3 protein-coding genes are annotated in these 21305 nt (G+C 69.4%); all 3 read right to left on the bottom strand.

From position 1 onward, the window contains the following. Positions 1-2: 2 nt before the first annotated feature. The 3 genes from LGM89_RS25630 to LGM89_RS25640 are packed head-to-tail and all read right to left on the bottom strand — an operon-like array spanning position 3 to position 21168. Positions 3-13436 carry a non-ribosomal peptide synthetase/type I polyketide synthase gene (locus tag LGM89_RS25630; protein ID WP_226274343.1) on the bottom strand — a complete coding sequence of 4478 codons (13434 nt, stop codon included), beginning with the start codon at positions 13434-13436 and terminating at the stop codon, positions 3-5. Then, positions 13433-16756 carry a bifunctional LLM class flavin-dependent oxidoreductase/SDR family oxidoreductase gene (locus LGM89_RS25635; RefSeq protein ID WP_226274344.1) on the bottom strand — a complete coding sequence of 1108 codons (3324 nt, stop codon included), beginning with the start codon at positions 16754-16756 and terminating at the stop codon, positions 13433-13435. The genes LGM89_RS25630 and LGM89_RS25635 overlap by 4 nt, the downstream gene beginning before the upstream one ends. Beyond that, entirely contained in the window at positions 16753-21168 is a 4416-nt protein-coding gene (locus LGM89_RS25640; protein ID WP_319001517.1) for a beta-ketoacyl synthase N-terminal-like domain-containing protein, read from the bottom strand. The genes LGM89_RS25635 and LGM89_RS25640 overlap by 4 nt, the downstream gene beginning before the upstream one ends. Between the last annotated feature and the right edge of the window lie 137 nt (positions 21169-21305).

A 21305-nucleotide genomic window follows, 5' to 3' on the forward strand; every position in this document is an offset into this window, starting at 1 on the left:
CCTTAGAATGCGCTGAGTTCGACGGTGGGCTGGCGGGCGTCGGCGTGCAGCGCGCGTTGCCCCAGGGTCAGGTTCCGGATGCGAACGCCCGGATTGGCCAGTACTTCGCCGATGACGGACGTCAGCTCGTTGGCGAGGCCTTGCACCAGCGCTTCGCTGAACCGCCCCGCGTGATAGACGACGCGGATCGCGAGGCCCTCGGCGCGCGGCTCGGCCAGGAACCAGAAGTCCGTCGCGGCTTCGGTGTCCGCGCCCTGCGGGTCGTGATCCGGCAGCTCGGCGATATGCACTTGTCCCGCATAGCGATCGACGGGGCCGTGCCGCTGGTTCTGCAGCGTCAGGCCGATGTCGAAGAGCGGATTGCGTCCCGCCACGCGTTTGACGTGCAGCGCGTCGAGCAGGCGGTCCAGCGGATACAGCGGGTGCGAGAACGCTTCGAGGGTGGTGTCCCGCACGCGGGTGAGCAGCGTGTCGAACCGGTCGTCGCCCGCGACGCGATCGCGCAGCGCCAGCACGTTCAGGTAGGGGCCGACCTGCGACTCGAGTTCGGGCAGCTCGCGGCCCGCGACCGGCGTGCCGACGACGATGTCCTCCTGGCCGGAACGGCGGTAGAACAGCGCCTTGATCGCGGACAGCAGCGCGATGAACAAGGTCGCGCCGTGGCGCTTGCCGAGCGACTCCAGCGCCGTCGTCTCGGCGGCGGGCAGCTCGAATCGCCAGGATTTCCAGCTCGGCGCGGCCGGCTGCGCGACGTCGCCCGGCAGGTCCAGCGCGCGCAGGCCGCCGCCCAGCTTGGTCAGCCAGTAGTCCTTCATGCGCGCGCCGTCCGGCCCGGCGAGCAGGCGGTTCAGCCAGCCGGCGTAATCCTTGTACTGGATCGGGAGGGCGGGCAGCGGATCGCCGCGACGCTGGACGAATGCGTCGTAGAGCGCCGACAGGTCGTCAAGCAGGACCTCCGTGGACCAGCCGTCGCTCACGATGTGATGCATCGTGCAGATGCAGACGTGACGGACTTCGGAGAGCCTGAGCAGCTTGACGCGGAACAGCGGGCCGGCGGCGAGATCCATCGGCGCGAGCCGTTCGCTCGCCTGGATCGACGCGGCCTGGGCATCGCGGTCCTCGGCCTCCTGCAGATCCACGACCTCGACCGGGAACGCGGCTTCGCCGGGCGGCAGGACTTGCTGGACCGGCTGGTTGTCTTCCAGCACGAAACGCGTGCGCAGGATCTCGTGACGCTCGCTCAACGCGCGGAACGCCCGCACGAGCGCGTCCACGTCCAGCACGCCCTCGAACAGCAGCGACGTGGGCAGCGGGCCGCCGGCTTGCGCCGCATGGAGGCGATCCTGCACCCACAGCCGCGTCTGGGCCGGGGAGAGTGCGTAGCTTGCCTGCGCCGGCAGCGGCGTCACCGGCGCGTAATCGATCGGCTGTGTATCGGCGATGCGCTTCGCGAGGCTCGAGATGGTGGGGAGTGCGAACAGGCTGCGGATTTCCAGCTTCGCATGCAGGTCGCGACGGATGCGCGCGACGACCTTCGTCGCCAGCAGCGAATTGCCGCCCAGCTCGAAGAAATTGGCGGTCGTGCTGATCCGAACCTTGCCGAGCACTTCCTGCCAGATCGCCGTCAACTGCGCTTCGAGCGCGTTGACGGGCGCGACGTGGTCCAGGCCGTCGCCGGGTTCGGGCAGCCTGGCGCGATCGAGCTTGCCGTTGGGCAACTGCTCGAACGCGCTCACGACGACGAACGCGGCGGGCACCATGTAATCGGGCAGCCGCTGCCGCAGGTGGCCACGCACCGCGTCGACCAGTTCGGCTTCGGGGTGCGACGAGCACAGCCATGCGACCAGTCTCGCGCCGTCGTCCACGCCGCGCAGCGCCACGACGGCGGCATCGACCAGCGGGTGCGAAGTCAGCGCCGCCTCGATTTCACCGGGTTCGATGCGCAGGCCGCGCAGCTTGATCTGGTGATCGATGCGGCCGAGGAACTCGATGTTGCCGTCGGGCCGGTAGCGCGCGAGATCGCCGGTTCGGTAGAGGCGCGCGAGCGGGTCGGCGGAGAACGGGTCGGCGATGAACTTTTCGGCGCTCAGCTCGGGTTCGCCGTGATAGCCGCGCCCGACCGGCGTGCCGCCGATCAGCAATTCTCCGGGCACGCCGATCGGCGTGGGCTGCATCTGCGTGTCGACGATGTAGAGGCGGGTGTTGGCGATCGGCCGGCCGATCGGGACGATGCGGTGCGGATCGTCGCGGCGGCATTCCCACGCGGTCACGTCGACAGCGGCCTCGGTCGGGCCGTAGAGGTTGTACAGCCTGACGTCGAGGCGCTCGAGGCAACGTTGCTGCAGGTCATGGGGCAACGCCTCGCCGCTGCACACGACGCGGCGCAGCGATGCGCAGTGCGCGTCGAGGTCGGGATGGTCGAGGAACGCACGCAGCATCGACGGCACGAAATGGATCGTGGTGATGCGTTCGCGCTCGATGAGCTCGACCAGGTAATCGGTCTCGCGCTGGCCGCCGGGGCGGGCGAACACGAGGCGCGCGCCGGTGACGAGCGGCCAGAAGAGTTCCCAGACCGAGACGTCGAAGCTGAACGGGGTCTTCTGCAGCACCGTATCGTCAGCGTCGAGCGCGTAGGCGTGCTGCATCCACAGGATGCGGTTGGTGATCGCGCGATGGGTGTTGAGCGCGCCCTTGGGCCGGCCGGTCGAGCCGGACGTGTAGATCATGTAGGCGAGGTTGTCGCCGTCGAGCGCGGGCGCGGGGTTGGACGCAGCAGTGGCATCGAGGTCGAGCGAGTCGCTATCGACGACGATCACGTGTGCGTCGGTCTCGGGCAGCGCGTCGCGCAGATACTGCTGGGTGAGGAGCCAGCGCAACTGCGCGTGGTCGATCATGAAGCGCACGCGCTCGGCGGGGTAGTCGGGATCGACGGGGACGTAGGCGCCGCCGGCCTTGAGGATCGCGAGCAATGCGACGCTCATGTCGAGCGAGCGCTCCATGGCGACGCCGACGAGGGCATCGGGGCCGACGCCGAGCGCGATGAGGTGATGGGCGAGGCGGTTGGCGCGCAGGTTGAGTTCGGCGTAGGTGAGCGAAACGTCATCGAAGACGGCCGCGACGGCATCGGGCGTGCGCTCGACCTGCTGTTCGAACAACCGATGCAGCGGTTGCGCGGCGGCTTCACCGAAATCCGTGTCGGTGCGGTTCCACTCGACGGTCACCCGGTTCCGCTCCGCGTCGCTCGTCAACGGCAGCTTGGCAACGGCGGCCGACGCATCGTCCGCGAGATGCGTCAGCAGGGTCCGGTAGATGTCGAGGAAACGCTGCACCGTGCTCGCGTCGAACAGATCGGTGTTGTAGTCGCAATCGATCAGGAGGGCCTGCCCCGCGTCGAGCACGTTGACGTTCAGGTCGAACGCGGTATGGCGGATCAGCGGCGCCACGAGGCCGACCGTCAGGCCCGGCAGTTCGGGCAGCGCCGACACGGGTTCGAGGTTGAAGACCGCCGATACCAGCGGCGCGGCGTTGAGATCGCGCTGTGCGCCGATTTCGCGGACCAGTTCGGCGAACGGATAATCCTGGTGTTCGAGCGCATCGAGCAGGTTCTGCCGGGTGCCGGCCAGGAAGCTGCCCACGGTGGCCTGCTCCGGCAGCGTCGAGCGCAGCGGCAGCAGATGCGTGCAGTAGCCGGCGAGGCGGTCGCTGCCGGCCACGGAGCGGCCGGTCACCGGGATGCCGGTGACGATCGCTTGCTGGCCGGCGACGCGGTGCAGGAACAGATTGAAGCCCGCGAGCAGCACCATGTAGAGCGTGCAGCCGTTCTGACGGGCCGCGGTGCGCAGCGTCGCGGCCGCCGCCGCGTCCAGATGCAGCGACACGCGCCCGCCGTGAAACGTCTTCACCGCGGGCCGCGGGTAGTCCACCGGGAGATTCAGCGGGGCGGCCTGGTGCGCGCATTGCGCCAGCCAGTACGCGCGATTCGCCTTCATTTCGGGGCTGTGGCGCTGGCCGTCGAGCTGCTTCAGGTACGCGCGAAACTGCAGCGGCGCGTCGGCCGGCGCCGCACCGGCATACGCGCGGGCCAGGTCCTCGAGCAGGACCCCGAACGTCGAGCCGTCACAGATGATGTGATGGGCCGTCATCACCAGCAGGTGACGCTCGCTGCCCAGGCGCACGAGCGCGGCCCGAAAGAGCGGGCCGTTCACCAGATCGAACGGCTGGCGGCTTTCCTGCTCCCGCCATGCGTCCTGCTCCGTGTCGATCAGCGGGATCTCGAGTGTCAGCGACGGATGCACGATCTGGCCCGACCCGTCCGCCATCACCGTGGTGCGCAGCGCCTCGTGCCGATCGACCAGGCTCTGGACGGCCGCGCGCATCGCGGCTTCGTCGAGCCGGCCGTTCAGTTCGAGCGTGGTGTTGACGTTGTACGCGAGCGACCCTTCGGGATCGATTTCCGACAGCACCCACAGCTGGCGTTGCGCTTCGCTCAGCGCGGCCACCGTGCCGTGTTTCGAGTGCGGCCGGATGAAGCCGCCCCGGCGCAGGTCGGCGACGCTGTCCTTCACCGCCCGGATGAAGCGGTCGATATCCTCGTCCGTATGCGCGGTGGACAGGAAACAGGTGCGCCATTCCCAGATGTAGATGCCCTTTTCGAGCATGTGATAGAAGAACAGGTCGAGGTTCTCGGTGAATTCGAAGCGGAACATCGAGCCGAACCACGTGACCTTGATCGGCGCCTCGGCCTCTACGAAGAACGCATTCAACGTGTCGGCGATCCGCGCGGTGCGTTCGTTGAGCGCGGCCTGCAGCGCCGGGCCTTCCTGTTCGATCTTCTCCAGCACGGCCAGCGCGGCCGACATCGCGAGCGGGTACTGGCAGAAGGTGCCGCCGAACGCGGTGCGGTCCACGGCGGGGAACGAGTGGTCGCCGTAGGTCCACATGCCGCCGTCGATCGCATCCATGAAGCGGCTGGTGCCGGCGATCACGCCCAGCGGCAGGCCGCCGCCGATGATCTTGCCGTACGTCGCGAGATCGGCCCTGATCCCGAACATCGCTTGCGAGCCGCCCGGATGGACGCGGAAGCCGGTGATCATTTCGTCGAAGATCAGCGCGACGCCGGCCTCCTCGGTGATACGACGCAGTTCCTTCAGGAATGCGACGGGCTGCAGCGACGGGTTGCGGCTCTGCACCGGCTCCACCATCACGGCGGCGAGCGTCGACGCCATCCCGCGAATGGCGTCGAGCGCGGCGTCGCTACCGTAGTCGAGCAGGATCATGTTCTCGACCGAGCCGAACGGCACGCCGGGGGCGATGGTTTCCGTCACGCCGTCCGCGTTCGCCGCGGCGAGCGTGCCGTCGGCATGGCCGTGATACGAATGCGTGAACATCACGATCTTGTCGCGCCCGGTCACGGCGCGCGCGAGCCGCATCGCGGTCATGACGGCTTCGGTGCCGGTGTTCGAGAACGCCACGCGATCGAGGCCGGTCACGCGGGCAAAGCGCGCGGCCACTTCGCCGACGAGGCTGGAGCGCGCGCCCAGTTCGAGCGGGCGCTGCCATTCGCGGGTGACCTGGTGCTGGATGAAATCCGGCGTGTGGCCGAACAGATGCACGCCGAAGCCCATCGTGAAATCGATGTACTCGTTGCCGTCGATGTCCCACAGCCGCGAACCGGCCGCGCGATCGCCGACGATCGGATACAGCATCTCCTTGGTCGAAAAGCGGAAGCCGACCGTGGCGCGGCTGTCGGCCAGCACCGGGCGCGACGCCTGCACCGAGTCCTTCGATTTCCGGGTGCGCGTCGTGTAGCGCACGATCAGCGCTTCGAGATGCTCTTGCTGCGCGGCGGACAAGCCGCGCGCCCGCTGCTGGACTGGGCTGCCCCACGGCATCATCGGCTTGGGCGGCGCATTGTCGGCGGCGGGCGCCGCGGCAGTTGCCGGCGCGGGCTTCGCTGCAGCCGCGGCGGCCGGGGCCGCGATCGCCGCCTTGGGAGCGACGCTCGCCGTGCTCGCGACGGCTTGCGTGGCGACCGTCGCCGGCCGGACGCCGGCCTGCCCGGTCAGCGACGTGCGCAGCAGTTCCATCTGCTGGCTCATCACATGGGACAGCAGCTGATTCTGCTCCCGCAACACGCGCTCGACCGTCGAGCCGCCTTCGGCCGCCACCCATTCCACCGGGGCGGCGGCGAGCGGCGCAAGCGCCTGCGCGGACGGCGCGGCCGCGACCGCCGCCGCGGACGGTTCCGCCACAGCCTCGGAAGCGGCCACGGACTCGGCCGCGGTCGACGTAGCGGCCGCCGGCAGGTGGTCCGCGACGTACTCGGCGAGCGCCTGCACCGTCGCCAGGTCTTCGAAGAAGCGGCGCATGGCCAGCTTCACGCCGTACTCCGCCTCGATGTGCCGGATAGCCTCGATCAGCACGATCGAGTCGGCGCCCATCTCCAGGAAGGGCAGTTCGATGTTGATGGTGGCGGGATCGGCCTGGATCAATTCGCCGATCTTGCCGCGAAGCCATTCGAGCACCTCGCCGCTGCGATTGTGCGTCGGTGCGGTGGCGAGGGGTGATGCGCTTGTCTGAGTCATGGACGTGTCCGCTTTCTGGAACCAGGTACGGCTGCGTTGGAAGGGATAGGACGGCAATGCGATACGCGCGGGCGCGGGTGTTTCGGTCGGGGCCCAGTCGACATCGACGCCGCGGGCATACAGGCTCGACAGCGTTTCGATCAGCGCTTGCTGCTCGACTTGCGGCCGCTGCAGGGCAAGGAACTGGATCCCGGCATCCGGCGCACAGCACGCGCGGGCCAGGTTGACGAGCACCGGCTTGGGGCCGATTTCGACCAGCACGTTGAAACCGGCTTCGGCGAGGCGCTCGACGCTGCGCGCGAACTGCACCGGCTCCCGGCAGTGCCGGCGCCAGTACAGGTCGGTGGGCGCGTCGTCCATCACGGCGCCCGTGAGATTCGAATAGAACGGGATCGCCGGACGGGCGACGGGCACGGCTTTCGCCGCGGCCTGGAAGCGGTCCAGCATCGGCTCGAGCAGCGGCGAGTGAAACGCGTGCGACGTATTGAGCGGCACGGACCGGATGTCTTGCGCGGCGAACCCGTCGACCAGCATCGCGATGCGTTCGCGCTTGCCGGAGATCACGATGCTCGCCGGACCGTTGACGGCCGCCACCGCGACCTCGTGCGGGCACGCTTCGATCGCGCGCTCGACGGTGGCGAGGTCGGTGAAAATCGCCGCCATCTCGCCGTCGCGGGGCAACGCCTGCATCAGCCGGCCGCGTTCGGCGATCAGCCGCAGGCCGTCTTCCGGCGAGAAGACGCCGGCCGCGCACGCCGCCGCGTACTCGCCGACGCTGTGGCCCATCACGGCGTCGGGCACCACGCCGAACGACGCCAGCAACGTGGTGAGCGCGTACTGCAGCGAGAACAGGGCCGGCTGGCTGTAGCCGGTCTGGTGGATGTCCTCGCCCGCGGCCGACAGCACGTCGAGCAACGGCTTGTCGAGCAGCGGATCGGCCACCGCGCGGCAACGGTCGATGGCGTCGCGGAACACCGGATACGCGTCGTACAGGCGGCGGCCCATGCCGGCGTATTGCGAGCCCTGGCCGGTGAACAGGAAGGCCATCTTCACGCGGGGCGCGGGCTGCGTCGTACCGGCGGGTTCCTTCGCGTGGAAGGCGCGCAGCTTGTCGAGGGCGTCGTCGAGCGACGTCACCGGCCACGCCAGCCGATGCGCGAAATGCGAGCGGCCGGTCGCCGCCGAAAAGGCCACGGCCGCGATGTCGAGACCGGGTTCGGCTTCGAGCCGCCGCTGATAGCGCCCGGCAAGCTCGCGCAACGCCGCCGGGGTCTTGGCCGACAGCACCAGCGGATGCATCTTGTGCCTGGACGGTGTCACCGGCCGCGCCGACGCTGGCGCTTCTTCGAGTACTACGTGAGCATTGGTGCCGCTCGCGCCGAACGCGCTGACGCCGGCTCGCCGCGGCCGCTCGCCGCGCGGCCACGCGCTCGCCTCGGCGCAGATCTCGAGGGGCAGCGTGTCCCACTGCACCAGCGGGCTCGGCTGGCGGAAATGCAGGTGGGCGGGCAGGCGGTCGTGGTTCAGCGACAGCACGACCTTGATGACGCCCGCGATGCCGGCGGCGGACTCCGTGTGGCCGATGTTGGTTTTCACCGAGCCGACGCGCAGCCGCCGGTCCGCGTCGCGGCCCGCGCCGAACACCGTCGCCAGCGCCTGCAACTCGACCGGATCGCCAAGCGGGGTGCCGGTGCCGTGCGCTTCCACGTAATCGATGGACGCGGCGGGCAGCCCGCCCAGCGCCTGGCGGATCACGGCTTCCTGCGCCCGTCCGTTGGGCGCGGTAAAGCCGCTCGACGCGCCGTCGTGGTTGACGGCCGAACCCCGCAGCACGGCCAGCACGCGATCGCCCGCGGCGAGCGCATCGGACAGGCGCCTGAGCACCAGCGCGCCGCAGCCTTCGCTGCGCACGAAGCCGTCCGCGGACGCGTCGAAGGTCTTGCAGCGGCCGTCCGGCGCCAGCGCCCGCGTGCGCGAGACGGCGATGGAGTTGTCCGGCGACAGGATCAGGTTGACGCCGCCCGCGATGGCGAGATCGCACTCGCCGCTGCGCAGGTTCTGGCTGGCGGTATGGATCGCGGTGAGCGACGACGAGCACGCGGTGTCGATCGCCATGCTCGGCCCTTGCACGCCCAGTCCGTAGGAGATGCGGCCGGCCGCCGTGTTCAGCGGATTGCCGGTGAAGAAATAGCCGTCGATGCCGGCGCCGCCGCCGTTGCGAAGCTGCAGGTTCGCGTAATCGTTGGTGGTGATGCCGACGAACACGCCGGTGCGGGTGCCCTTGAGACTGTCGACCGGAATGCCGGCGTGCTCCAGCGCTTCGTGACTGACTTCGAGCAACAGGCGCTGCTGCGGGTCCATCGCGTTCGCTTCGCGCGGCGTGATGCGGAAGAACGCCGGATCGAACTGGTCGACGTCGTCGAGAAAACCGCCGAAGCGGCAATACATGCGCCCCGGCTTTTCAGGATCGGGATCGTAGTACGCGTCGACATCCCAGCGCTCGCGCGGCACTTCGGAGATCGCATCCACCCCGTCGTTCAGCAAGTTCCAGTAGGCGTCGAGATCGTGCGCGGCGCCCGGAAACCGGCAACTCATGCCGACGATCGCGATCGGCTCCGGCGTGCCGGCGTCGCGGGACTCGATGGCCGGCGCGATCGGTTGCGGCTGCTGCTGCGGTGGCACGGCCTGTGCCGGCGCCGGCGCCGCATGCGCGTCCGCCGCCGTGCCGGACGCCTGCTCCGCCAGGAAATCCGCGAGGGCGTTGACCGTCGGATGATCGAACAGCAGCGCGACCGACAACGGGATGCCCAGCGCATTTTCGAGCTGCGTGCGCACGTCGAGCGCCATCAGCGAATCCATGCCCATCTCGAAGAAGCCGAGATCACGATCCAGCGTCCCCGCGCCGTAGCCGAGCACCTGGGCCACCGCGCGATCGATGCTGTCCGCCAGCAGGCGCTTGCGCTCGCGCGGCGACGCGTCGCTCAACGCCGGCATCGACGGCGCGCCGGGCGCGCTTTGGGCCACTCGCACGCGGTCGAGGAACGGCCTGGGTCCGCGCGCCTCGTAGGAGCCCTGGAACAGCGCCAGGTCGATATCGACGACCGCGACCTGGGGCACGGCGGGGAGGCGATTCAGCACGTCGAGCGCGCGATCCGCCGCCAGCGACCGGATGCCGACCCGCCGCAGCAGCGCTTCCGCCTCGGGGAACGTCATGCCGCCATCCGCCCACGGCCCCCAGTTCACGCTCAGCGCCGGCAGGCCCTGGCTGCGACGATGATGCGCGAGCGCATCAAGGAAGCGGTTCGCGGCGCTGTAGTGCGCCTGCTCGCGCGAACCCCACGCGGACGCGATCGACGAAAACAGGATGAAGAAATCGAGCGGGAAGTGCCCGCTATGCTGATGGAGCAGCCACGCGCCGGCGACCTTCGGTTGCAGCACCGCGTCCAGTTCGTCGCGCCCGACCTGCGTGATCGGCTTGTAGCCGACGACGCCGGCCGCGTGCACGATGCCCCGCAGCGGCACGCCGTCGCGCCGGAGCGCGGCGAAGAAAGCAGCGACCGCCGCGGGGTCGGCGATATCGACGCGCTCGCAGCGCAACGATACGTTGCGCTCACTCAGCTCGGCGATCGCCCGCCGGCTCTCGTCGCTCGCGGCCCCTTGCCGGCCGACCAGGATCAGCGTGCGTGCGCCGCGCGCCGCCAGCCACCGGGCGGTGTGCAGCCCGAGCGCGCCGAACCCGCCGGTGATCAGGTAGGCCGCGTCCGGGTCGACCGGCAGCGCGGCGGTTTCGGCTGGCGCGAGCGGGCTCAGGCGCGCGGCATGGCGCGCGCCGTGCCGCAATGCCACCTGTTCCTCGCGGCTCTCGCCGAGTAGTTCCTGGAGCAGCGCCTGCGTCTCGTCTTCCGGCGCGGCCGGGTCGAGATCGATCGCGGTGCCGAACCATTCCGGATGCTCGATCATCGCCCCGCGTGCCAGGCCCGACAGCGCAGCCTGCGCGAGCCCGGATACCTGCGGCGCTGCGCCGGCCTCCACCGCGTCGCGCGTGACCACCGAGATCCTGGGCCGGGTCGATGGCGCCCACTCGCGCTCGCCGCCGACCATTGCATGCACGAGATGCAGCAGCGCCGTGGACATGCGCGTCTCGCCGACGGCTTCGTCCAGCGCCCACAGAAAGACGATGCGCTGGCCGGGGGCGGCGGTCTCGTTCAGCAGGCGGACGAAGTCGTCCGGCCGCTCGGGCGCGACCTGCCAGCCCGCTTCCGCGTCGGCGACAAAGGCGGGGCCGGGGCGCACCAGCGAGCAGGCTGCGCCGTGCGCGCGCAGCAGCGCCGCAAGTCGCTCGCCGGCACCGCTCGCGTCCGCGAAGATCAGCCACGGGGACGCGTCGGCGGCGACCGGTGCCGCCGGCAACGCGTCCTGCGGCTCCCACACCACGTGATAGAGCGGGCTTTCGTTCGACGCGGTGGTTTCGGCGGAGGCGAATGCCGTCCTGAGCAGGTCCGGCAGCGCGTTCAGCATGTCCTCGGGGTACTTGCCGGACGACTTGAGGTGCCGCACCGCGGCGTCGATGCTGCCCGCATCCATGCCGACGACGGGCGACGGGATCTTCTCCAGGCTGAAGCGCTGCCGCTCGAACGGGTAGTTCGGCAGCGTCGTGGCGGGCTGGGCGGGCGCCGGGAACAGCGCGCGCCAGTCGAACTGCGCGCCCTGCACGTACAGCGCCGCGAGTGCGTGTTCCAGTGCATCGCCCGCGCAGGGCGGCGGCAGCCAGTCGTCGGCGAGCCCTTCCGGCGGGTGCGGCGCGTCGGCTTGATCCGATGCGCCGGCCAGTTGCAACCAGTACTGCGGGTGTGTCACCTCGTCGGTCACTTCGGCACCGAGACAGCCGGAAATCAGGCGGACCGACGGCCGTGCAAGCGAGATGTCCTGAAGCACGGCGCGCAACGTTTCGGCATCCGAACGGGCGGCCACGACGCGCAGCGCGTCGGCGATGCTCACGACGCCCGCCACGCAGGCCGCGACAAATTCGCCGATGCCATGGCCCGACACGACGGCCGGGCGGATGCCCCAGCCCTTCCACAGTTCCGCCCACGCGAACTGGATCGCGAAGCGGCCCGCGTCGGTATCGATTGCCTCCAGCGGCAGTGCGCAACGCTCGAACGCATCGCGGAACAGCGGTTCCGACGCGTGGAGCGCGCGTGCGGCGCCGGTGTCCGCCGCACCGAACCCGAAGCCCACGCGCAACGCCTTGCCCGTGCGCGGCGCTGCTGCCGACGCTACCGTCACGCCCGACACATAGGCCGCGCGAAACGGATAGTGACTCCGTCCGGTGGCGGCGGCGCGGCAGATGGCGGCCAGCTCCTGCGGCGTCGCACCGGCGATCGCGCGCTCGTAGCGTTGCGCGAGCGCCGCCAGCGCCGCTTCGGATCGGGCCGACAGCAGCAGCAGCGCGCGCTGCGCGGCGTGCGCCGGCGCGACGGGCGGCTCCTCGACGATCGCGTGGGCATTGGTGCCGCTGAATCCGAACGCGCTCACCCCGGCGATGCGCCTGCGTTCCCCGCGCTGCCACGCGACCGGATCGGCGGCGACGCGGATCGGGATCTCCTGCCACGGCGTATGCGGATTGGGTCGGGTGAAATGCAGATGCGCCGGAATCCGGTCGTGCTCGAACGACAGCAGGACCTTGATCAGGCCGGCGATGCCGGAAGCCGACTCCAGATGCCCGATATTGGTCTTGACCGAACCGATCACGAGCGGCTCGTTCGCCGCGCGCCCGGCGCCGTAGACGCCGGCCAGCGCTTCGACCTCGATCGGGTCGCCGAGGGACGTCCCGGTACCGTGGGCTTCGACATACGAGACGTCGCCGGGCGCGAGGCCGGCCTGGTTCAGTGCGCGGCGGATCACCCGTTCCTGCGAATCGCGGCTCGGCACGGTCAGCCCGCCGCCCGCGCCGCCCTGGTCGACCGCCGTGCCGCGCACGATGCCGAGCACCCGGTCGCCGTCGGCGAGCGCGTCGGCGAGGCGCTTGAGCACCACCATGCCGCATCCTTCGCCGCGCACGTAGCCGTCCGCCGCCGCGTCGAAGGTCTTGCAGCGGCCGTCCGGCGACAGCATGCGCGCCTGCGAGAAACTGACCATGACCTCGGGCGACAGCATCAGGTTGACGCCGCCCGCGAGCGCCATGCCGGTTTCGCGTGAGCGCAGGCTTTCGCAGGCCAGGTGCAGGCACACCAGCGACGACGAGCAGGCGGTATCGATCGCCATGCTCGGGCCGGTGAGGCCCAGCACGAACGACAGCCGGCCCGCGGCCATGTTCAGCGCGCTGCCCGTGCCCGCGTAGCTGCTCGACGGCATCGCCGCATTGGACACCTGGATCGCGTGGTCGAAGCAGGTGATGCCGACGTACACGCCCGTGGCCGACTGGCGGAAGCGCTCGGGCGCGAGATGGGCGTTCTCGAGCGCCTCCCACGCCACTTCGAGCAGGAGCCGTTGTTGCGGATCGAGGTAGGTCGCTTCGCGCGGGGCGATCCCGAAGAAGGCCGCGTCGAATTGATCCACGCGTTCGAGAAAGGCGCCGTGGCGGGTCGCCATCTTGCCGGGCGCGGACGGATCGGGGTCGTAATAGCGATCGATGTCCCAGCGTTCGCCCGGCACTTCGGTGACGGCATCGCGCGCGCCGTCGAGCAGTTGCCAGAACGCGTCCGGCGTATCGCTGCGGCCGGGGAAGCGGCAAGCCATGCCGATGACGGCGATCGGCTCGTTGCGGTCCGAACGCAGCGCCGCGATTTCCGCGCGCCGCAGGCGCAATTCGTCGAGCGCGGCTTTCAGTGCATGCGTGGCCTTGGCGTTCATTGGGCGCCGATCTCCTGGGCGATCAGTTCGGAAAGGTCGTCCTCGTCGAGGTCGTCGGATGCTTCGTCGACGACCGGCGCGGGGAGCGACGGCGACAGTTCGTTGAGCACGTACTGGGCGAGCGCCCGCAGGTTCGGATAGGAAAAGAACAGCGTCGCGCGAAACGGCCGGCCGAACACCTTGGTGAGGCGATCGGTCAGTTCGAGCGCGACCAGCGAATCCAGGCCGAGATCGAGCAGCGATTGCTCGGGCGCGATGGCGTCGGGGCCGGACAGACGCAAGGTCTCGGCGAGCATCGCCGCGAGCGTGCCGGTGACGAGCTCGACCCGCTCGCGCGGCGCGCATGCATGCAGCTGGCGCAGCAACGCCGTGTCCTGCTGCACGGGCTGCGCGGCCGGTTGCGCCAGCTCGGAAAACAGCGCGGACCCGGCGGCCGGCGCATCGACCCGGAACAGGGTCGGCCAGTCGATTTGCGCGACCCCGGACTGGGCGACGCCGGACGCCATCAGCCGTTCCAGCGTCGCGATGGCCAGCTCGGGCGGCAGCGTGCCGACGCCGAGCGCGCCGAGTTGTTCGTGCGCGCGGCGTCCGTAGTCGGTGGCGGCGTGGCCGATCTCCGCCCACGGCCCCCAATTGACGCTGAGCCCCGGTTGCCCCTGTGCGCGCCGATGCTGGGCGAGGGCGTCGAGGAAGCTGTTCGCCGCCGCGTAGTTGCCCTGGCCCGGCATGGTGATCAGCGCGGCCATCGACGAGAACAGCACGAAATGGTCGAGCGGCAAGCCGGCCGTCAGCTCGTGCAGATACCAGGCGCCGTCGGCCTTGCCGCTGCCGGCGCGATGGAAGAGGTCGTCGTCCTGGCGTATCAGCAGCGCATCGTCGAGCGCGCCGGCGAGGTGAAAGACCCCTTTGAGCGGCGGCATCGACTGCGCGATTTCACCGAGCGCCTGCTCGACGTCCTCGCGACGCGACAGGTCGGCGCGAATGAACCGCGCGTCGAGCGTGCGCAGGATTTTCTCGTGCGCGGCGGAAGGCTCGCCGCGCCCCAGCAGCGCGATTTTCCCGGCGCCGTGGTCGGCGAGCCAGGACGCGAGCCGCAGGCCGAGCCCGCCGAGCCCGCCGGTCACGAGATACGTCGCGTCATCGTGGAACCGGATCGGCCGGTGGCTGACGAATTCGCGATTGTCGCGGGCGATGCGCGCGACGTAGCGCTGGTCGCGGCGAAACGCGATCATGTCTTCCCGGCTGCCCGCCTGTACCGCTTGCACGATGTGCGCCGCCGACGGCTGCGCGGGATCGAGGTCGACGAGCCCGCCCCACAGCGCCGCATGCTCGACCGCGATCGCCCGGCCCAATCCCCACAGCGGGGCCTGCGCCACCGCGATCGATTCGCCGTCCAGAACATTCATCGCGCCCGACGTCACCAGCCACAGACGCGCCTGCCGGGCCGACGGCGCGCGTGACGCAAGCGCCCTGACCAGGTGCAGCACGCTCGCGCTGGCACGCCGCCTCGCCGCGATGTCGGCGGGCGCGAGATCGAGACTCCACAGGTGGATGACGCCCTTCAGCGGGCGGTCGGGCGCGGGCAGGTCCGGCGTCGCGTCGGCGAAGCGCAGCGTGCACGTATCGCCGTTGGCTTCCAGCAGCGCCGACAGCTGTGCGCCCACGCCGCCGCGGTCCGCGAGAATCAGCCATTCGCCGTGCGCCGAACCGCTGGTGGCCGCGTCGACGTTCGACGGTCTCCAGACGCGTTGATAAAGCAGCGCGGCGAAGTCGTGCCGCTCGGCGGCGCGGCCCGCGCGCACCTGCTGCAACCGCAGCGCATCGATCTCGATCAGCAGTCGCCCGGCGAGGTCATGGACGCGGATATCACCCTCCAGCGCACCGTGCCCGACCGGCTTGCGCAGCGTGGCGTGACTCCATGCATCGGCCGACGACGGCGGCTGATGGACCCGTACCGCCCCGATCGAACTGGGCAGGTACAGGTCGCCGGCCTCCAGCGCGTCCGGATCGATGGCGGCGGCGAGCACGCGGCTGCACGCGTCGAGAAAGGCGGGGTGGATCTGATAGGGCGACGACGCCAGCGCGTCGGCCGGCAGGCTGATTTTCCCCAGCGCCTCGCCGGTCGTGCGCCAGATCTGCCGGATCGCGTCGAACACGCCGTCGATCTGCACGCCGTGCTGCCGGATTTCGCCGTTGAAGTCCGCGCCCGACGTCGTTTCCGGGCAGCGAGCCTGCACCTCGGCGGCATCGAATCGCATCGGCGCGGCGGCTTGCCTCGGAGCGCACAACTCCCGCAGTCGACGCAACTGCGGAAGATTGCCGAGGATCCGCTCGACCGGCGGACCGAAATCGAGCAGGCAGGCCACTTCGTCCACGCCGATCGACGCGAGATCCCGCACCAGGTCGACGCAGGTTTCCGGCGTGCCGATGAGCCCGCGCGATTGCGCGAAGCGTTCATAGAGAAACTCGACGAACTCGTCCAGTTCGCGTGCGCCCATCGCGCGCACGTCGACCGACTGGCCGCGACTCTGCGCCAGCCCGTTCAACAGCCCGATATTGCTGCGGATGTAGTTGCAGAACGGCACACGCGCCTGTTCGCGCGCCTGCGCCGCATCGTCGCCGACGAACGTGTGCAGCATCACGGACACGGTGCCGGCCGCCGGATCGAAGCCGTGCTTCGCGCGCGCGTCGCGGTAGAGGGCGATCTTGTGCGCGAGCTGGTCGCGATCCTGGTCGAGCACGTGGGTCAGCAGGTTGGCGCCGGTTTCGCCGGCGCGCACGAACGTCTGCGGATTGCTCGCGGCGGTCACCCACACGGGCAGCTCCGGCTGCACCGGCGTCGGATAGATGCGCAACTGCACCGGCTTGCCGACGCCGTTCGTCGCATCCAGCAGGCCGCCGCGCCACAGATGCTGGACCGTGCGTATCGTCGCCAGCATGTCGTCCTGCCGGCTCGCATATTTGTCCGGGGCGAACACGAAGTCGTCAGGATTCCATCCGGACGCGAACGACACGCCCACGCGGCCGTTCGACAGGTTGTCCACCATCGACCATTCTTCCGCGATCCGGATCGGGTTGTGCAGCGCGGCGACCACGCTGCCCGCGACCAGCTTCACGCGTTGGGTGGCCGCCGCGAGCGCGGCGTGCAGGACGGCGGGATTCGGGTACAGCGAGCCGAATTCGGTGAAATGGCGCTCCGGCACCCAGACGCTGGAAAACCCGTTCGCATCGGCGAAGCGCGCGCTTTCCATCACGAGCTGGTACTTGTTGCCGGACAGCGCCTCTTCACTGCTGGCGAAGAACATCAGGCCGAATTTCATGCGTGGCTCCGATCCGATTCGTGAATTTCGGCACTCGCGCACATCTGCCACGTCGCGGCGGCGCGGGTGTCGTCGATCCGGTGATAGACGGCAAACGAAAACGGTCCCCAGGACCGGCGGCTCAGCACGGTCTGCACGGTGCGCGATGCATGCGGATGCAGCGGCAACGGCGCATGCAGCGCGAGGTCCTTCAACGTCGTATGGCCGGCAGCGCCGATTTCCGACGTGGCCGACAGCGCCATTTCCACGAAGGCCGAATAAGGCAGGACGGGCGAGCCTTTGACGCGATGACCGTCGAGAAAGGTGGTGGCCGGCGCATCGAGACGCGATTGCCAGATCCACGTGGCCGGCGCATGCGCGTGCTGCTCCATGAGGCGCCCGAGCAACGGATGCCGCGGTGCACGTGGCGTGATCCAGAAGCCGCGACGCTCGAACGGGTAGGTCGGCAAGGCGAGCCGGCGGTGCGGTGCGCCCTGCTCCACGGCATCCCAGTCGATGGATGCGCCGCGTACATAGAGTGCGGCGAGCGTGTGCAGGATCGCGTCCCACGCGGCCGTGTGCGCGCCGATGTCGATCACGACGTGGTTTCCCGCCGCACCGCCGTCCGGCGTCTGCGGCACGTCCGCCCACGAGGCTGCGGCGCGATGCCCGTCGCCGGTGCTGCTGACGGCGTCCGGCGTGATGCCGAACGACATCCACAGTTGCGCGAGCGCGCGCTGGAACGCCGTGAACCCGGCTTCGGCGGGAGCGAGCCCGGGCGTCTCGGATTGCCGCTGCATCAGCGCACCGAAAGCGGGGCAGGCCGAGCGCAATTGTCGAACCGCGTCGGCGCTGCCGCCGTCGTCGGCGCAAAAGTGGAACGTCACCGCAGGCGGTGTTTCCGCAGGCTCGCCGGACGAAACGGCGTCAAGTTGCGAACGCAACGAATCGAGACTCGATGCGACGATGGCCGCGCGCCGCGTGAAGTGAGTGCGCCCGGTATTGGCCGTGAATGCGACATCCCGCACACGGGCCTCGGGATGGGCGTCGAGGTAGGCCGCATAGGACGCGGCCAGCGCGTGCAACGCTTCCGGCGTGCGCGCGGAGAGCGTCACGACGCGCGCCTCGGGCGTTGCCGGGTCGGCTTCGATCGCTGCGGGCCGGGGTGCTTCAGACAGGATCAGGTGCGCGTTGGTGCCGCCGAAGCCGAACGAACTGACGCCGGCCACGCGCGGCCCGTGTTCCGAATGCCACGGCGTGACCTGCTGCGGCATGCGGAAGGGCGAGCCGTCGAGCGCGATCTGCGGATTGATCGACCGGAAATGGAGGTTCGGCGGAATGGCGCGATGGTGTAGCGCAAGGGCGGTCTTGATCAGGCTGGCGATGCCCGCCGCCGATTCCAGGTGGCCGATGTTGGTCTTGACCGAGCCGATCCAGCAGTGCTCGTCCGGCCGGCGGGATTCGCCCAGGACGGCCGCCAGCGCGTTCAATTCGATCGGGTCGCCGAGCGGCGTGCCCGTCCCGTGCGCCTCGACGAAGCCGATGTCCTGCGCGCGTACGCCGGCATCGCGCAGCGCACTGTGAATCACGGCCTGCTGGGCCGGGCCGTTGGGCGCGGTCAGGCCATGGCTGCGTCCATCCTGGTTCACCGCGGAGCCGCGGATCACGGCGAACACGGTGTCGCCGTTCGCGAGCGCATCATCGAGCCGCTTGAGCAGCACCATGCCCACGCCTTCGCCGCGCACATAGCCGTTCGCTGTCGCATCGAACGCCTTGCATCGACCATCCGGCGACAGCATGCCAGCTTGCGTGAAAGAGGCGCTCAATTGCGGCGCCAGAATCAGGTTGACCCCGCCGGCCAGCGCCGCATCGGACTCGCCGCGCTGCAGCGCGCGGCACGCCTGATGCACGGCGACGAGCGACGACGAACACGCGGTATCGACCGCCCAGCTCGGGCCGCGCAAATCGAGCGCATAGGAAATGCGGTTGGCGGCGACGCTGAGCGCATTGCCCGTCGCGACATAAGGGCCGACGTCCGCGACTTCGTCCTGCGCCAGCCGGATGTAGTCCGAATTGCTGATGCCGACGATGACCGCGGTGCGCCCGCCAGCGAGACTGCCGGGTGCGATCCCCGCATGCTCGAGCGTCTCCCAGGCCACCTCCAGCAGCAGACGCTGTTGCGGATCCATCGATTCGGCTTCGCGGGCGCTGATGCCGAAGAATGCCGCATCGAACTGATCGACCTGTTCCAGCAGTCCGGCGGGCGGAAGGTCGGCGCCGCGCTGCGTCGACGCGCCGACCGCGTCCCGGCCCTCCAGCAGCAGCTGCCAGAATGCGTCGGGATTGCCGGCGCCGGGGAAACGGCATCCCATGCCGACGATCGCGATATCCGCGCGTGCCGCGGCCGGGCTGGGCGCCTGGTTCGGCATGGCGTTCCCGGTGCCGCTCAAATGGCGCGCCAGCAGTGAAATACTCGGAAAATCGTAGACGACGGTCGGGGAAACCGGCCGCCCGAGCCAGTCCTGCAACTCGCCCGAGAGCTGGATGGCGTCCTTCGAATCGAGCCCGTGGATGCTGAACGGCGCGTCGGGGTCGATCTTGCCGGCATCGATTCCCGACAGACGCGAGACACGCTCGACGCACCATTGCACCAGCGCTTGCGTGTCGCGTGGCGTGGCCGTCTGCGGGGCGGCCGGCGGCGCGGAGAACGCACGCCGCCACTCGCCCGCGATCGCGAGACCCTGTTCATCGAGGAATGCCTGCCTGATCCGGCTTCGCTGGATTTTTCCGCTGGACGTGCGCAGGATCGTGGCGGGCTTCAGCAGGACGGCCGCATACAGATCGACGTCGTGCGCTTCGGCGAGCATGCGCCGGATCTCCGCGGCGACGGCTTCCGCGTCCAGCGTATTGAGCGCTTCCCGGCGCACTTCGCAGGCGACGACGATTCGCTCCACGTTGTCGACGTTGATCGAGAAAGCCGCCGATGCATTGGGCGCCAGCGCGGGGTGGCTTCCCTCCGCGGTTTGTTCGAGATCCTGCGGGTAGTGATTGCGGCCGGCGACGATGATGAGGTCTTTCAACCGGCCGGTGACGAACAGATCCTCGCCATCGACGAAACCGAGATCGCCCGTGCGCAGGTAACGCGCGTCGTCACCATCCAGCTTCGCGCGAAAGGTGCGTTCCGTTTCCTCGATACGGTTCCAGTAGCCGACGCCGACGCTCGGGCCGGTCAGCCAGATTTCGCCGATTCGGCCGGGCGCGCAGCGCTCACCGGTATCCGGATTCACGATCCGCAGGCGGTGCTCCGCCCAGGTCCGACCGCAAGAGACCAGCGCGTGGCGCTTGCCGGCGTCGCTTCTCGTCGCCACGCCTTGTGCGAGGCCGTCGGCGTCGTAGTCCGCCACGCGCGGCAGCGAGCGTGCGGGCTGACCGGAGATGAACAAGGTGGCCTCGGCCATCCCGTAGACCGGGCGCATGGTGTGCGCGTGGAAGCCGCATGCGGCGAAGGCACGCGAAAAACGCGCCACCGACTCCGCGCGCACCGGCTCCGCGCCGTTGAATGCTACCCGCCAACTGCTCAGATCGAGCTGCGCGCGCGCGTCGTCGGAGACTTTGCGCGCGCACAGGTCATACGCGAAATCCGGCGCGGCGCAATGCGTGCCGCGATACTTCGTGATGGCCTGCAGCCAGCGGAGGGGCTTCTGCACGAACGCCGCGGGCGCCATCAGCACCGACAGCACGCCGAGATAGATCGGCAGCAGCACCTTCCCGAAGAACCCCATGTCGTGAAACACCGGGAGCCAGCTGACGAACACCGTCGACGCATCGGCATCGCTCGCCTCGGCGATGACCGCCATGTTGCTCAGGATGTTCGCGTGACTGATCATCACGCCTTTCGGCGTACCGGTGGAGCCTGACGTGTATTGCAGAAGCGCCAGCGTCTGCGGCGCGATGTCCGGTGCGCGCCAGTGTTCGGCCGGCGCGTCGAAGCGCTGGTCCGTCGCGAGGATCTTCAGTTCCAGCGTGTCGGAATAACCGTCCGCGTGATGCGCGATGCCGTCGAGCGTGGCGGCGTCGGTCAGCGCGACGACCGGCCCGGCATCGGCGACGATCGCCTTGAGACGATCGGCGGGGCGATGCCTGCGCGGCGGATAGGCGGGTACGCCGATCAGGCCGGCGTACAGGCAACCGACCCATGCGCAGATGAATTCCAACCCGGGCGGATAGACCAGCAGGACGCGATCGCCCGGTTGCGCGATGTCCTGCAGCCTGGCGGCGATGCCGCGCGCCCGCTTGTCGAGGTCGCCGAACGTGAGCCGGGTCAGTTCCGCTTCGCCGTTCTCGAGGAAAATGAATGCGGTCTTCTCCGGTTCGACCTTGCCGCGAAACAACAGAATTTCTGTAACAGTCCTGAATTTTGTATCGGGAAGCATGCTCAACCTTCGTTGTCTTCTAAACGTTGAATATCTCGGGACCGGTCGTGGCGATCCTGCCAAGCGATGCTTCATCGGACGGTATTGAAATTAGAGCATCGCTCTAATCCGACGTCTGCCCCGTAATCCAAGGACAC

The sequence above is a fragment of the Burkholderia sp. AU31624 genome (assembly GCF_020420065.1).
Classification (GTDB): Bacteria; Pseudomonadota; Gammaproteobacteria; order Burkholderiales; family Burkholderiaceae; genus Burkholderia.

Bases quoted from the DNA above. Each gene is read 5' to 3' on its own strand.
- LGM89_RS25630 (WP_226274343.1), bottom strand. From the start codon at position 13,436: ATGAACGCCAAGGCCACGCATGCACTGAAAGCCGCGCTCGACGAATTG.
- LGM89_RS25635 (WP_226274344.1), bottom strand. From the start codon at position 16,756: ATGAAATTCGGCCTGATGTTCTTCGCCAGCAGTGAAGAGGCGCTGTCC.
- LGM89_RS25640 (WP_319001517.1), bottom strand. From the start codon at position 21,168: ATGCTTCCCGATACAAAATTCAGGACTGTTACAGAAATTCTGTTGTTT.